This is a genomic window from Azospirillum sp. A23, assembly GCF_042938965.1.
Taxonomy (GTDB): domain Bacteria; phylum Pseudomonadota; class Alphaproteobacteria; order Azospirillales; family Azospirillaceae; genus Azospirillum; species Azospirillum melinis.
Genome location: NZ_CP170667.1, coordinates 1153690 through 1167462 on the forward strand (window position 1 = coordinate 1153690; position 13773 = coordinate 1167462).

Annotated in this window: 12 protein-coding genes; 9 read left to right on the forward strand and 3 right to left on the reverse strand. The window is 67.7% G+C overall.

Annotated elements, in window-relative coordinates; genetic code table 11:
* Positions 1-274 precede the first annotated feature (274 nt).
* Entirely contained in the window at positions 275-2527 is a 2253-nt protein-coding gene (locus tag ABNQ40_RS22835; RefSeq protein WP_109051705.1) for an anthranilate synthase, read from the forward strand.
* A gap of 53 nt (positions 2528-2580) precedes the next feature.
* On the opposite strand, the gene ABNQ40_RS22840 is transcribed toward ABNQ40_RS22835, so the two are convergent.
* Positions 2581-2829: a DUF2312 domain-containing protein gene (locus ABNQ40_RS22840; RefSeq protein WP_012973951.1), complete on the reverse strand. Its 249-nt coding sequence runs from the start codon at positions 2827-2829 to the stop codon at positions 2581-2583.
* 385 nt (positions 2830-3214) lie between these two features.
* Here ABNQ40_RS22840 and ABNQ40_RS22845 point away from each other — a divergent pair, with 385 nt between their 5' ends.
* The 8 genes from ABNQ40_RS22845 to ABNQ40_RS22880 all read left to right on the forward strand — a co-directional run bounded on the left by ABNQ40_RS22845 (position 3215) and on the right by ABNQ40_RS22880 (position 9657).
* Positions 3215-4363, forward strand: coding sequence for a Re/Si-specific NAD(P)(+) transhydrogenase subunit alpha (locus ABNQ40_RS22845; protein WP_391348997.1), 1149 nt, complete (start codon positions 3215-3217; stop codon positions 4361-4363).
* 26 nt (positions 4364-4389) lie between these two features.
* The gene (locus tag ABNQ40_RS22850; protein WP_391348998.1) at positions 4390-4809 is read left to right on the forward strand and encodes an NAD(P) transhydrogenase subunit alpha; all 420 of its coding nucleotides are present in this window, start codon (positions 4390-4392) and stop codon (positions 4807-4809) included.
* 4 nt (positions 4810-4813) lie between these two features.
* Positions 4814-6208: an NAD(P)(+) transhydrogenase (Re/Si-specific) subunit beta gene (locus ABNQ40_RS22855; RefSeq protein WP_391349001.1), complete on the forward strand. Its 1395-nt coding sequence runs from the start codon at positions 4814-4816 to the stop codon at positions 6206-6208.
* 99 nt (positions 6209-6307) lie between these two features.
* Entirely contained in the window at positions 6308-6595 is a 288-nt protein-coding gene (locus tag ABNQ40_RS22860) for a DUF1330 domain-containing protein (RefSeq protein WP_109052201.1), read from the forward strand.
* A 171-nt stretch (positions 6596-6766) separates the two neighbouring features.
* A complete protein-coding gene (locus ABNQ40_RS22865) occupies positions 6767-6895 on the forward strand; it encodes a hypothetical protein (RefSeq protein WP_282187234.1) in 129 nt (42 codons plus the stop codon).
* 183 nt (positions 6896-7078) lie between these two features.
* Entirely contained in the window at positions 7079-8119 is a 1041-nt protein-coding gene (locus ABNQ40_RS22870) for an ABC transporter substrate-binding protein (RefSeq protein WP_391349003.1), read from the forward strand.
* Positions 8120-8149: 30 nt separating this feature from the next.
* Entirely contained in the window at positions 8150-8902 is a 753-nt protein-coding gene (locus tag ABNQ40_RS22875) for an ABC transporter permease (protein WP_109052199.1), read from the forward strand.
* Positions 8890-9657 carry an ABC transporter ATP-binding protein gene (locus ABNQ40_RS22880; RefSeq protein ID WP_109052198.1) on the forward strand — a complete coding sequence of 256 codons (768 nt, stop codon included), beginning with the start codon at positions 8890-8892 and terminating at the stop codon, positions 9655-9657. The genes ABNQ40_RS22875 and ABNQ40_RS22880 overlap by 13 nt, the downstream gene beginning before the upstream one ends.
* A 12-nt stretch (positions 9658-9669) precedes the next feature.
* Here ABNQ40_RS22880 and ABNQ40_RS22885 read toward each other — a convergent pair whose 3' ends face one another.
* Entirely contained in the window at positions 9670-10884 is a 1215-nt protein-coding gene (locus tag ABNQ40_RS22885; RefSeq protein WP_109052197.1) for a threonine ammonia-lyase, read from the reverse strand.
* The gene (locus ABNQ40_RS22890) at positions 10881-13712 is read right to left on the reverse strand and encodes a penicillin acylase family protein (RefSeq protein WP_391349007.1); all 2832 of its coding nucleotides are present in this window, start codon (positions 13710-13712) and stop codon (positions 10881-10883) included. Before ABNQ40_RS22890 ends, ABNQ40_RS22885 begins: the two co-directional genes overlap by 4 nt.
* Positions 13713-13773: the final 61 nt, after the last annotated feature.

The window sequence follows — 13773 nt, forward strand, 5'->3', positions numbered from 1 at the left end:
GGGAGCACTTGACAGGCAGCCCCGTCCTGTGTTGCGGTTGCGGTCATGAATATCTCCTCGCCCCTCCTGTCGCAGCATTGGTGGTGGCCCGTCTCCAACGGGCCGGCCTGGCGACGCGCGTGAGCGTGGATTGAGAACAAAAGGCCGCCCGGTGCATCCGGAGCGGCCTTTTTCCTGATCCGTCACAACGGGTCACCCAGCGGAAGAACGGACAGGCAGGCGGAAGCACCGGGCGGCGTCACCGAAAAGACGCCCGAACCGGAGCACCGCCGTCATGATCCCGTCCCACCTGTTCCTTGCCGATCCTGCCTTCCTCGATCCGTTCGCGGCCAAGACCGGCGGTGGCCTCGGTCTGCACCGCACTGCCGAGCCGGTTGTGCCGGCCGAGGCGATCGATGCGCTGGTCACTGCGCTCGACGAGCGGCGCGGGCTGCTGCTGTCCGGCGGGGTGGAGGCGCCCGGCCGCTACCGGCGTCAGGCGCTGGGCTTCGTCGATCCGCCGCTGTCGGTGACCGCCCGCGGCCGGACCGTGCGCATCGATGCGCTGAACCCGCGGGGCCGGCTGCTGCTGCCTGCCGTGGCCGGGGCGTTGGACGGGCATGAGGCGCTTGTCGGGCTGGAGGTCACTGCCGGTCGGGTCACCGCCCTGATACGCCGGCCGGTCGGGGGCTTCGTCGAGGAGGAGCGCAGCCGCCAGCCTTCCGTTTTCAGCGTGCTGCGGGCGCTGATGGCACTGTTCGCCTGCCCGGACGAGCCGTTCCTGGGGCTTTATGGCGCCTTCGGCTACGATCTCGCTTTCCAGTTCGAGCCGATCAGCCGCCGGCTGGTGCGGCCGGACGACCAGCGCGACCTTGTGCTGTATCTGCCCGACCGGCTACTGGTGGTCGACCATGCCGCCGGGGTGGCGCGCCGCTTCGCCTACGAGTTCGTGGTGGACGGCGTCTCGACCGAGGGCATCGCGGGTGGCGGGCGGGTCCACGGCTATCGTTCCGATACCAACGCCGCCGCGGAGTGCGACCATGCCCCCGGCGAATACCAGCAGGTGGTGCGGGCGGCAAAGGAGGCCTTCAACCGCGGCGATCTGTTCGAGGTCGTCCCCGGCCAGACCTTCGCCGAGCCTTGTGCCGACAGCCCGGCCACGATCTTCCGCCGTCTGCGCACCGCCAACCCCGCTCCGTACGAGGCGCTGATCAATCTTGGCGATGGCGAGTTCCTGGTCGCCGCCAGTCCGGAAATGTATGTGCGCGTCGGCCAGGGGCGGGTGGAGACCTGCCCGATCTCCGGCACCGTGGCGCGCGGAACCAATGCGCTGACCGACGCGACGCAGATCCTGGCGCTGCTGAACTCGGCCAAGGATGCGGCGGAACTGACCATGTGCACCGACGTCGATCGCAACGACAAGGCGCGGGTGTGCGAACCCGGCTCCGTCCGCGTGATCGGCCGGCGGATGATCGAGCTGTACTCCCGACTGATCCACACCGTCGATCATGTGGAAGGACGCCTGCGCCATGGCTTCGACGCGCTGGATGCCTTTCTCACCCACAGCTGGGCGGTGACGGTGACCGGCGCGCCCAAGCGCTGGGCCATGCAGTTCCTGGAGGATACCGAACATTCGCCGCGCCGCTGGTACGGCGGGGCGTTCGGACGCATCGGCTTCGACGGCGGGATGGACACCGGGCTGACCCTGCGCACCATCCGCATGAAGGACGGGGTTGCCTTCGTCCGCGCCGGCGCCACCCTGCTGTCCGACAGCGATCCGGATGCCGAGGACGCCGAGTGCAGGCTGAAGGTGTCGGCCTTCCTCGACGCGGTGCGCGGTGCCGGCCCCCGGCTGTCGGTGGTTGAGAGCGGTGTCCGGCGGAGCGGGCAAGGGAGTGGCGAGGGCAAGCGGGTGCTGCTGGTCGATCATGACGACAGCTTCGTCCATACGCTGGCCGACTATTTCCGGCAGACCGGCGCCAGCGTCACGACGCTGCGTCACACCCACGCGCGTGCCGCTCTGCGCAACGATCCGCCCGACCTGCTGGTGCTGTCGCCGGGACCGGGGAGGCCGGCCGATTTCGATGTCGGCGGCAGCGTGCAGGCAGCGCTCGATCTCGGCGTGCCGGTGTTCGGCGTTTGCCTGGGACTGCAAGGCATGGTCGAGCATTTCGGTGCGGCGCTGGACCGCCTGCCGGAGCCGATGCATGGCAAGGCTTCAAGCTTGCGTCACCAGGGGAGCGGGCTCTTCGACGGGCTGCCGCAGGGGATGCGGGCCGGCCGGTATCATTCGCTGGTGGCGCGGCGCGACAGCCTGCCGCCGGACCTGCGGGTGACGGCGGAGACGGAGGACGGGACGGTGATGGCGATCGAGCACCGGTCGCTGCCGCTGGCCGCCGTGCAGTTCCATCCCGAATCGATCCTGACGCTGGACGGGGCCGCCGGCGGTGGGGCCAATGGAGGGGCTGGGCTGGCGCTCGTTGCCAACGTCATGGAGACGCTGGCCGGGCGTGCCGCCGAGGTGCCGGAACGCGAAGCGGCGGCCTGAAGGGGCCGCCGCGTCCGCAAATCCTGTAAGCTGGGAGAGTGGCGGGAAACCCGTCACTCCACCATGCCCAGCGCTTCCTTGTAGAGTTCCAGGATGGCTTCCTGCTCCTGGCGGTCGGCCTTGTCCATCTTCCGCAGGCGAATGATCTGCCGGATGATCTTGGTGTCGAAACCGGTGCCCTTCGCCTCGGCGTAGACTTCCTTGATGTCTTCCTGCAGACCGCGCTTTTCCTCTTCGAGACGCTCGATGCGCTCGACAAAGGACTTCAGGCGATCCGCCGCGATGCCGCCGACGTCGGACATGGCAAAACCTCAAACGATGGGGGTGTTCGTGAACGGGGCGGGACAATATCGGCGGGCGGGGGGAATGGCAAGCCGGCGATGTGCCGCGCCGGTGCACGGCAGGGGCACGGCTGCGTCATCGCGTCGCGGCGACTCCTTCGTACAAGCGAAAGCGTCGCCGGAATTTGAACAGCCCGTGGCTGATTTGTCTGTTTGCATGAAACAATCGTACGATAGGCCTACGCAGCCATTCCCTTTGTTGCGGCGCACCCAATAGGCTGGTATTACCATCGGTGGGTTCGGCTTCACAAAGTCACATGGATCCGGCATGTATGCGCGTCGTCTGTGCCGATAACCCATGGGGGATGCCGGGATCGGCGTATTTGAGGCAGGGGAGTTTTATCTAATGAAAGTCGCCATTCCAAAGGAGCGACGTGCGGGCGAACTTCGCGTGGCCGCCTCACCGGAAACGGTGAAGAAACTGAAGGGGTTGGGACTGGACGTGGTGGTGGAGAGCGGGGCCGGCCTCGGCTCCAGCATCACCGACGCGGCCTATGAGGCGGCGGGGGCCGCCATCGCCGCCGACCAGGCTTCGGCGCTGGCCGATGCCGACATCGTGCTGAAGGTCCAGCGTCCGCTGATCTCCGGCGAGGGGGAAGTCGACGAGCTGGCGCTGATGGCCAAGGGCACGCTGCTGTTCGCCATCCTCAATCCCTACAACAGCCGCGACCATGTGAAGGCCTACGCCGATGCCGGCGTGAACGCCTTCGCCATGGAGTTCATGCCGCGCATCACCCGCGCCCAGGTCATGGACGTGTTGTCCTCCCAGGCCAACCTCGCCGGCTACAAGGCCGTCGTCGATGCCGCCAGCGAGTATGGCCGCGCCTTCCCGATGATGATGACCGCCGCCGGCACCGTGCCGCCGGCCCGTGCCTTCATCATGGGCGTCGGCGTCGCCGGCCTCCAGGCCATCGCCACCGCCAAGCGCCTCGGCGCCATCGTCTCGGCCACCGACGTGCGCCCGGCGGTGAAGGAGCAGGTGCAGTCGCTGGGCGGCAGCTTCGTCGCCGTCGAGAACGACGAGTTCAAACAGGCCGAAACCGCCGGCGGTTATGCCAAGGAGATGTCCGACGACTACAAGCGCCAGCAGGCAGCATTGGTCGCCGAGCACATCAAGAAGCAGGACCTCGTCATCACCACCGCACTGATCCCCGGCCGCAAGGCGCCGATCCTGGTGACGGCGGAGCATGTGGCGTCGATGAAGCCGGGCTCGGTGATCATCGATCTGGCGGTGGAGCAGGGCGGCAACGTCGAGGGCGCCAAGCTGGGCGAGGTGGTGACCACGGCCAACGGCGTGAAGATCGTCGGCCATGCCAACTACGCCAGCCGCATCGCCGAGAGCGCCTCGCTGCTCTACGCCAAGAACCTGCTGGCGCTGCTGACCTCGCTGCACGGCAAGGACACCGGTGTGGCCGTCAACTGGGACGACGAGATCGTCAAGGCCATCGCGCTGACCCGCGACGGCGCCGTCGTTCACCCCGCCTTCGCCGGCTGACCGGGCGCCCGAGGAGACTTACCGCAATGGATCAGACTCAACTGTCCGCCCGTATTGCCGAGCTCAAGGCGAACCTCGCGGCGCTCGGCCAGCAGGCCGACCAGCTGGCCGCCCAGGTCGCGCATGCGGCCCAGCCCGCCGCGGAGGTCGCCGGCGGTCATGGCAGCTTCTTCGTCACCGGCCTGACGGTGCTCGTGCTGGCCTGCTTCGTCGGCTATTACGTCGTCTGGCGCGTCACCCCGGCCCTGCATTCGCCGCTGATGGCCGTCACCAACGCCGTGTCGTCGGTCATCATCGTCGGCGCGCTGGTCGCCGCCGGCCCGGCCGGTTTCGGCTTCTCCAAGGTCCTCGGCTTCCTCGCCGTCATCCTGGCATCCGTCAATATCTTCGGCGGCTTCCTCGTGACCCAGCGCATGCTCTCCATGTTCAAGAAGAAGGGCAAGTAAGACCATGGAAACCTTGTCGGCCCTTCTCTATCTCGTTGCTTCCATCTGCTTCATCATGGCGCTGCGCGGGCTCTCCAGCCCGGAGACCTCGCGCCAGGGCAACATCTACGGCATGGTCGGCATGACCATCGCCATCCTGACCACGCTGGCCTCGCCCATCGTCCAGTCCTACTGGATGATCGTGCTCGGCATCGCCATCGGCGGCGCCATCGGCTATGTGGTGGCCAAGAAGATCGAGATGACGGCGCTGCCGCAGCTGGTCGCCGCCTTCCACTCGCTGGTCGGTCTGGCCGCCGTCTTCGTGGCGCTCGCCGCCTTCTATTCGCCGGAGGCCTACGGCATCGGCCTCCGCGGCGCCATCGCCAAGGGCTCGCTGATCGAAATGGCGCTGGGCACCGCGGTCGGCGCGATCACCTTCACCGGCTCCATCGTCGCCTTCGCCAAGCTCCAGGGTCTGGTCACCGGCAAGCCGCTGGTCTTCCCGATGCAGCATCCGCTGAACGCGGCGCTCGGCGTGCTGACCGTCATTTTGATCATCTGGCTGGTGCAGTCGAACGCCGACGCTGCGATGTGGCTGATCGTCGTCGTGGCGCTGGCGCTGGGCTTCCTGCTGATCCTGCCGATCGGCGGCGCCGACATGCCGGTGGTTATCTCGATGCTGAACAGCTACTCGGGCTGGGCGGCCTGCGGCATCGGCTTCACACTGCAGAACAACCTGCTGATCATCACCGGCGCGCTGGTGGGCTCCTCGGGCGCGATCCTGTCCTACATCATGTGCAAGGGCATGAACCGCTCGATCTTCAACGTCATCCTCGGCGGCTTTGGCGGCGAGAGTGCCGCGGCCGGCGGTCCCGCCAAGGGTCCGCAGGGTTCGGTCAAGGCCGGCTCGGCGGAGGATGCCGCCTACATCATGAAGAACGCCCAGTCGGTCATCATCGTCCCCGGCTACGGCATGGCGGTGGCCCAGGCCCAGCACGCCCTGCGTGAGATGGCCGATGTGCTGAAGCATGAGGGCGTGGATGTGAAGTACGCCATCCATCCGGTGGCGGGCCGCATGCCCGGTCACATGAACGTGCTGCTGGCCGAGGCCAACGTGCCGTACGACGAGGTGTTCGAGCTGGAGGACATCAACCGCGACTTCGGCACAGCGGATGTCGCCTTTGTCATCGGCGCCAATGACGTGACCAACCCGGCGGCCAAGACCGATCCGACCTCGCCCATCTACGGCATGCCGATCCTGGATGTGGAGAAGGCCAAGACCGTGTTCTTCATCAAGCGCGGCATGGCCGCCGGCTATGCCGGTGTCGAGAACGAGCTGTTCTTCCGCCCCAACACGATGATGCTGTTCGGCGACGCCAAGAAGGTCACCGAAGAGGTTGTCAAGGCGATGGAAGCCTGATCGGTTCACCAAGCGGTTGACCGGACCGGGCGCGGGAGGCGAGGCTTCCCGCGCCCGTTTCTTTTGGGCTCAAAGACCATAAATGAGGATGTGGAACCGATGACCGCCTACATCATCGCCGACGTGCGCGTGACCGACCCGGTCGCCTATGAGGTCTACAAGTCGCTGACCCCCGACGCGATTGCCAGGAATGGCGGACGTTTTCTCAGCCGTGGCGGCGAGACGGCGGTGCTGGAAGGCGGCTGGCAGCCCAACCGCATCGTCATCCTCGAATTCCCGGACGTTGCGGCCGCCAAGGCCTTTTACGACAGCCCGGAATACCGCAAGGCCCGCGAGGCCCGGCGCGACGCCGCCGATTTCAAGATGATCGTGGTGGAGGGCCTGTAACGTCCAGCCTGTAACGTCCAGCCTGGATCGACCGGGGGGCACGGTTACCAAGCGTTACACAGAACCGTTCGCGGGACACATCGCCGCAACACGGCACCGCTAACGCTTACCGTCACCGAAAGCCGGCGGTCTGCTTGCCGCCGGCTCCCCCACAGTGACGGAAACCCGACCATGGATGACGACGATCTCTCCGACCCGCTCGATTCGCACATCACGCTCTGGACGCGCATCGCCATGGCGATCCTGATGGTGGGAGTCTCGCTCTGCGGCGTCTCGCTTTATCTGCTGACCGAGACCTGAAGCCGAACCGCCAGCGCCGCGCCGAACCCACATTTTCCGCGGTTCCAGGCGGCTTCGGTCCAAGGATAACACGATTCTAACGTGTTAAATTGCTAATTCCCTTTTCCTGTTATGTGGAAATCTCTCTTCCCCATTCGGGCAACCGTGCTAAATAGCGTCGGAACCTTAGCCGAGGACGATCCGATGCTCCGCTTGACCCGTCGCTCCACCCTTGCCGCCCTGGTCGCCCTCGCGTCGGCTGCCGCGTCGACCGCTGCCGTCATGCCAGGCACCGCGCACGCCGCCGACCCGGTGAAGCTGGAAATCGGCTACATTCCCATTCTGGCGGCATCGCCGCTGTTCATCGTCGACGGGCAGGGCTGGGCCAAGGAGGCCGGGATCGCGCTGAAGCTGACCCGTTTCGAATCCGGCCCGCACGCGATCCAGGCGATGGCTGCCGGCCAGATCGACCTGCTCTATGCCGGCGTCGCCCCCGTGCTGGTCGCCCGCACCAAGGGCGTCGATGTCTCCGTTATCGCCAACTCGGCGGTGGAGGAGATGGTGGTCGCCGCCCGCGGTCCCTTCGCCAAGGCGGTGGGCACCACCCCGACCGCGGAATCCTTTAAGAAATTTGCTGCCGACAACGGCCGCAAGCCGAAGATCGGCACCCAGCCGCCGGGCTCGGTCCCCGACACCGTGCTGAAGCACTGGCTGTTCAAGGTGGTGAAGGTCGATCCGGCCGATGTCGAGCTGGTGCCGATGGGCATCGAGAAGACTCAGCAGGCCCTGCTGGCCGGCGCGCTCGACGCCGCCACCATCCGCGAGCCGACGGTGACCGTCACCCAGCAGATGGACCCGAACGTCGTGCTGCTCGCCACCGGCGCCCAGATGTTCCCGGACCAGCCCGGCACCGTGGTTTCCGCCCGTGCCGAGGTGCTGAAGAAGAACCCCGACGCCATCAAAGCGCTGGTCAAGGCACACATCCGCGCGGTCGATCTGATCGCCAAGGACCCGGCCGGCTCCGCCAAGATCGTGAACAACTATCTCGGCAAGGGCCTGATGGAGCCGGCGACGCTGGAGGCCGCCTTCAAGGGGCCGGGGTCGAAGTTCGTTGCCGATCCGCACAAGGTCGTCCCGGCGGTCGAGCAGATGATGGCCTACACCAAGGAGATCGGCTCGGCTTCCGAGACGGTTCCGGTGGCCGAGGCCTTCGACTTCAGCTTCTACGACGCCGCGGTCAAGTAAACCGACCGGGCCAGGGACATCGACAAGCCGATGAAGACCTACAACAAGATCGCCCTGTCGGCGCTGGGCGTCATCGTCTTCCTGCTGGCGTGGGAAGCGGTGGCGCGCAGCGGCGTCGTGCCGGCCCGGCTGCTGCCGTCGCCGAGCGCGGTGCCCGCCGCCTTCCTGACCGAGTTCAACAGCGGCACTTGGCAGGCGATGGTGCTGGCCAGCCTGTCGCACTATCTGGTCGGGCTGTCGCTGGGCACTTTCCTCGGCGTGTCGTTCGGTACGGCCGCCGCGCTGTGGGGCAAGTGGGACGCCTTCCAGGCCTGGGTCGTGCGCATGCTGCGCCCGATCCCGGCCATCGCCTGGATCCCCTTCGCCATCATCTGGTTCGGCGTCAGCGAGGGGGCGGCGTCCTTCCTGATCGCGTTGACGGTGTTCTGGATCAATTACTACGCCAGCTATGCCGCGGTACGCGGGGTGGACAAGGACCTGATCGAGCTTGGCTACGCCTTCGGCCAGGGCGGGCTGATCCCGCGCCTGTTCAAGATCATCCTGCCGGGTGCCTTGCCGGGCATCCTGTCGGGGCTGCGCGCCGGGCTGGGGCAGGGCTGGATGACCGTTGTCGCGGCCGAACTTTTCGGCATCTCCGGCCTCGGCATGCGGATGATGGAGGCGTCGGGCCTGCTGGCGACCCACATCGTCGTGCTCTACATGGTCACCATCGCGCTGCTCTACGGCGTATCGGATTTCCTGTTCATGCAAGTCCAGTCGCGGGTGCTCTCATGGCAGCGGTGACCCTTTCCAAGACCGCAACCGCCTCGGTCATCGACCTCGAGGACGTGTCCATCGGCTACGGCAAGGACGCTCCGCCGGTTCTGGTCGATGTCAACCTGTCGGTCGAGCGTGGCAGCTTCGTGGCTATCGTCGGTCCGTCCGGCGTCGGCAAGTCGACCCTGCTGCGCGTTGTCGCCGGACTGCACACCGCGCGCAGCGGCGGCGTCACCATCCATCAGGACCAGCGTCCCGGCCATCGCCCGGTGGGTCTGGTGTTCCAGGACTCCCGCCTGCTGCCTTGGCGCCGGGTGATCCGCAATGTGGAATTCGGGCTGGAAGGCCTGCCGGTCAGCCGCGACGAGCGCCGCCAGCGGGCGGAAGCCGCGCTGAAGCTCGTGCGGCTCGACGGCTATGCCCGCCGCTGGCCCTACGAGCTGTCGGGCGGACAACGCCAGCGCATCGGCATCGCCCGCGCCATGGCGGTCGACCCGGACATCCTGCTGATGGACGAACCGTTCGGCGCGCTCGACGCCATCACCCGCCACAACTTGCAGGACGAGCTGCGCCGCATCCATCAGGAGACCGGCAAGACCGTTCTGTTCGTTACCCATGATCTGGAAGAGGCGGTGCATCTGGCCGACCGCATCATCGTGCTGGGCGGCACCCCGGCCCGCGTGGTGCGCGACGTGCGCAACAGCGCCGGCCGGGACGGGGCGGTGTTCCGCGATCAGGTGGAGCAGCTCCGCTCCGAGATCGCGGACAATTACAGCATCTGACGGGGTGGGGGCTTACCCGACCTCCATCATCAGGCTGGTCGGATAGCCGGCGTCCTTCATCCTGGCGATCAGCGCATCGACATGGGTCTGGTTGCGGGTTTCCAGCACGACGTCCACTTCCGCCATCTTGACCGGCACATTGTGGAACAGGCGCTGGTGGTGAACCTCGACGATGTTGGCACCAGCCTCGCCCAGCAGGCGGGTGACGCGGGCGAGCGCGCCGGGCGCGTCGGTGATGCCGATGCGCAGGCGGACGATGCGGCCCTCATAGACCAGCCCGCGCATCAGCACCTGCGCCATGATGCGGGAGTCGATGTTGCCGCCCGACAGCACGATCCCGACCTTGCGGCCGCGGTAGCGCTGCGGATCCTCCAGAACCGCGGCCAGCGCCGCCGCTCCGGCGCCCTCGGCGACCAGCTTCTGCACGGTGGCGAGGCGGTAGACCGCTTCCTCCAGCCGGGCCTCTCCCACCTCCACCACGTCGTCGACCAGGGCGCGGATGATCGGCAGGGTCAGGGCGCCGGGCGCCTTGACCGCGATGCCTTCCGCCACGGTCGCACCGCCGCAGGTGATCGGCTGGCCGGCCAGCGCCTGACGCACCGCCGGGTAGAGGCTGCACTGAACCCCGACGATCTCCAGATCCGGCCGCAGCGCCTTGGCCGCTGTCGCCATGCCGGAGATCAGCCCGCCGCCGCCGATGGGCACCACCAGCACGTCGAGGTCCGGCACATCCTCCAGCAGTTCCAGCGCCGCGGTGCCCTGGCCGGCGGCCACCAGCGGGTCGTCATAGGGATGGACGAAGGTCAGCCCGTCACGCGCCGCCAGCTCATGGGCGAAGGCGGCGGCCTCGCTCAGCGTCTCGCCATGCAGTTCGACGGTGGCGCCCAGATTCTCGGTCCGCTCCACCTTTGTGAATGGCGTGAAGGCAGGCATGACGATGGTCGAGCGGATGCCCAGCCGCGTGGCATGGCAGGCCACCGCCTGGGCGTGGTTGCCGGCGGACATGGCGATGACGCCGGCGCGGCGCTCCGCCTCGCCCAGCGACAGCAGCTTGTTGAGCGCGCCGCGCTCCTTGAAGGAGCTGGTGGCGTGCTGGTTCTCCAGCTTCACGTGCATCCGGCAATCCGCCATGTCCCCCAGGCGGGGAGCCGGAACCGTGGGCGTTCGGGACAGGTGCCCCGCGATGCGCGCCGCGGCGGCGCGCACGTCCTCCAAGGTTATGGTCATTTCGTGTTTGTCCCGGTGTTGCGTGGTGTGAGTGTCAGCACCTCCGCCCCTGCCGAGACCAGCGTGCCACGGTCGCCGGCCATACGCAACGAACCGCCGTCGCGCCACAGGGTGACGAGATCGCCCCAATGGCGGGACCAGATGTTGCCGGACTGGCCGGTGGCGATCACGAACCGGGAATTGTCGAGGTCGGCCAGATCGTAGACCGCGCGGAACCCGGCGCCCTGGACATGGCGGAACGGGTTGCCGGGGTCACGGATGGTGGTCGATCCGCGGTTGACGGTGAAGAAATCGTCGTCGGTCTCCACCGACAGGTCGGCCTTGCCGCCGATCAGCGGCACGCGGCTCAGCATGCGGTGGACCAGCGCGACGGTGTGGTCGTCGCCCCAGCGCCAGCTCTTCATGCTGGACCCATGACGCTCGGCCAGCGCCTTGACCGCCGTTTCCAGAGAGCGTCCGATCATGTCGGCGCAGCTTTCCTTCTGCGGCGTGGTGACGTCGTCGCACCATTCCGGCCGATTGTTCAGGACATTGCGCAACGCCTCCGGCCGCAGATCCCAGTAGGAGGCGAAGTCGGCGCCCAGTTCGTCGGCGAAGACCGCGCGGACCAGTTCCCGCAGCCACATGTCGAAGATCAGCGGTTCCGGCCGGTTGCGGTCGATCCGGCCGTCCCAGCCGCGCAGCAGGGCTGTCGCGTCGCTGGCGAGGCCGGGCGGCACTGGATATTTCAGCAATTCCGGCAGGAAGTCGCGGGCGGGCAGGGAGACGATGTCCATCTGCTGGCGGGCCACATCCTCGACCGAATGGCGCCCGCTTCCCAGCATCTCGACGATGCGCTTGGCGCGCGAGGGATCCGGCCATTCGGTGGCGAGGCGATAGGGATAGTCGCGCCCGACCACCGCGTTGTTGGCGTTGACGAACTGCCCGGTCGGCGGATTCACCGACTGCGGCAGGGCGTAATAAGGCAGGAAGCCGGTCCAGTCATACTCCCCGGTCCATCCGGGAACCGGCACGCGGCCATCGCCCTTGCGGCGGATCGGCACCCGGCCGGGGGTGATGAAGCCGACTTCTCCGCTCACATCGGCATAGACGACGTTCTGCTGCGGGGCGACATGCAGGCGCAGCGCGTCGCGCACGCCCTCCGCCGATCCGGCATGATTCAGGCGATAGAGAGCCTCCGCGCTGGTGTCGTCGTCGGCAAGGCCGGGGAAGGACAGCGCCAGCACCGGACCGGGCGCCTTGCCGTCGATGGACGGGGCGTCCAGATCGGAGATGATGGGGCCATGCCGCGTGGTTCGGACGGTCAGCGTCTGCGACGCTTCGCCGGCGATGCCGATGGTCTCGGCACGCGTTTCGAAGGGCTGGCTGCCGTCGGGGGTCAGGTAGCGCGCAGGGTCCTGCGGGTCGGGTTTTTCGACGAACAGGTCCTGGGTGTCGCTGTGGGTGGTGGTGAAGCCCCAGGCGACCTTGCCGTTGTGGCCCAGGATGGTCAGCGGCACGCCCGGCACGGTGGCGCCGGTGACGGTGAAGTCCGGCGTGACGATGCGGGCGAGATACCAGAGGATCGGCGCTTCCAGCCCCAGATGCGGATCGTTGGCGAGGATCGGCTTGCCGGTCGTGGTGCGGGCGCCGGTCAGGACCCATTCGTTCGACGCGGTGTCGAAACCCATCTGCGGCAAGGCTGCCAGGGTGCGGCGCACCGTTTCCCGCAGATCCATGCCACGCAGGTCGCTGGCCAGCGTTGTGGGAGTGCCCGGAACGTCGGACGGGAACAGGTCGTCGACCTGTTGCGGTGACAGCCGTTCCAGCACGCGGGAGCGGAACAGCTCGTCGCGGTAATTGGCGGACAGTTGCAGCGCCATCAGCTTGGCCCAGACCAGACTGTCGGCGACGGTCCAGGGCTCCGGGGTGTGACGCAGAAGCTGGAATTCGACCGGCAACCCCTCCGACCGGGTGGCGAGATAGGCGTTCACGCCCTCGGCATAGGCTTCGAAAGCGGTGCGGGCTTCGGGCGACAGGGTGGCGGCCATCGCCTCCGCCGCGCGGCGGACGCCCAGCGTGCGCATGAGCCGGTCGGTGCGGAGCGCGAAGTCGCCGTATTTGGTGCCGATCAGTTCGGCCAGCCGGCCGGCCCCGGCCCGGCGCATCGTCTCCATCTGCCACAGGCGGTCCTGGGCGTGGGCATAGCCCAGCGCCCGGTAGGCATCTTGCTCGGTCGCGGCGAAGATATGGACCACACCCTGCTTGTCCCGCACGACCTCGGCCGGAGCGCCGTTGCCAGGAATGGCGACCGTGCCGCTGGTCTGCGGCTGTTGAGCCCGCATCCACACATAGGTGCCGAGCAGCCCCGCCGGCGGCAGCAGCACAAGCACGCCAGCGACGGCCGCGACTTTGCCCCAGCGCCCCCGGGGCAGGCGCAGGCGCGGGCGCCGGGGGCGCTGGGGCGGCATCGGTTGCGGCCGCACGCCATAGGGCGGCGCCGGCTGCTGCTGGGGATAGGGCTGGCCGGGCGGCTGCGCACCCAAGGGATGGGCCGCGGGGGGATAAGTACCCGGCGGATAAGCGCCGGGTGGGTACGCATTTGGTGGATAAGGGTTGGGCGGATAGACCGGCTGTTGCGGTGCTTGCGGGTAAGGGGCGCCTGGATACGGCGCACTCGGATGCTGGACCGGCTGCTGCGTCTGGTGGGGCGGCGGCTGATAGCCGTCATAGGGCGGAGCGGCAGGCGGGGCAACGGGCGGGGCCGGGCGGGACAGCGCACGCGCCAGGGCGGCGCGGAGTTGGAAAGCGCAGGTCTCGCCGGCGCGGATCAGGGAACGGCGCAGCATCACGGTCCGTGGAAGAGAAGGGGGCGGCGACGGGCGGGGGCCGCCGGGAGGCTCGGTCGGG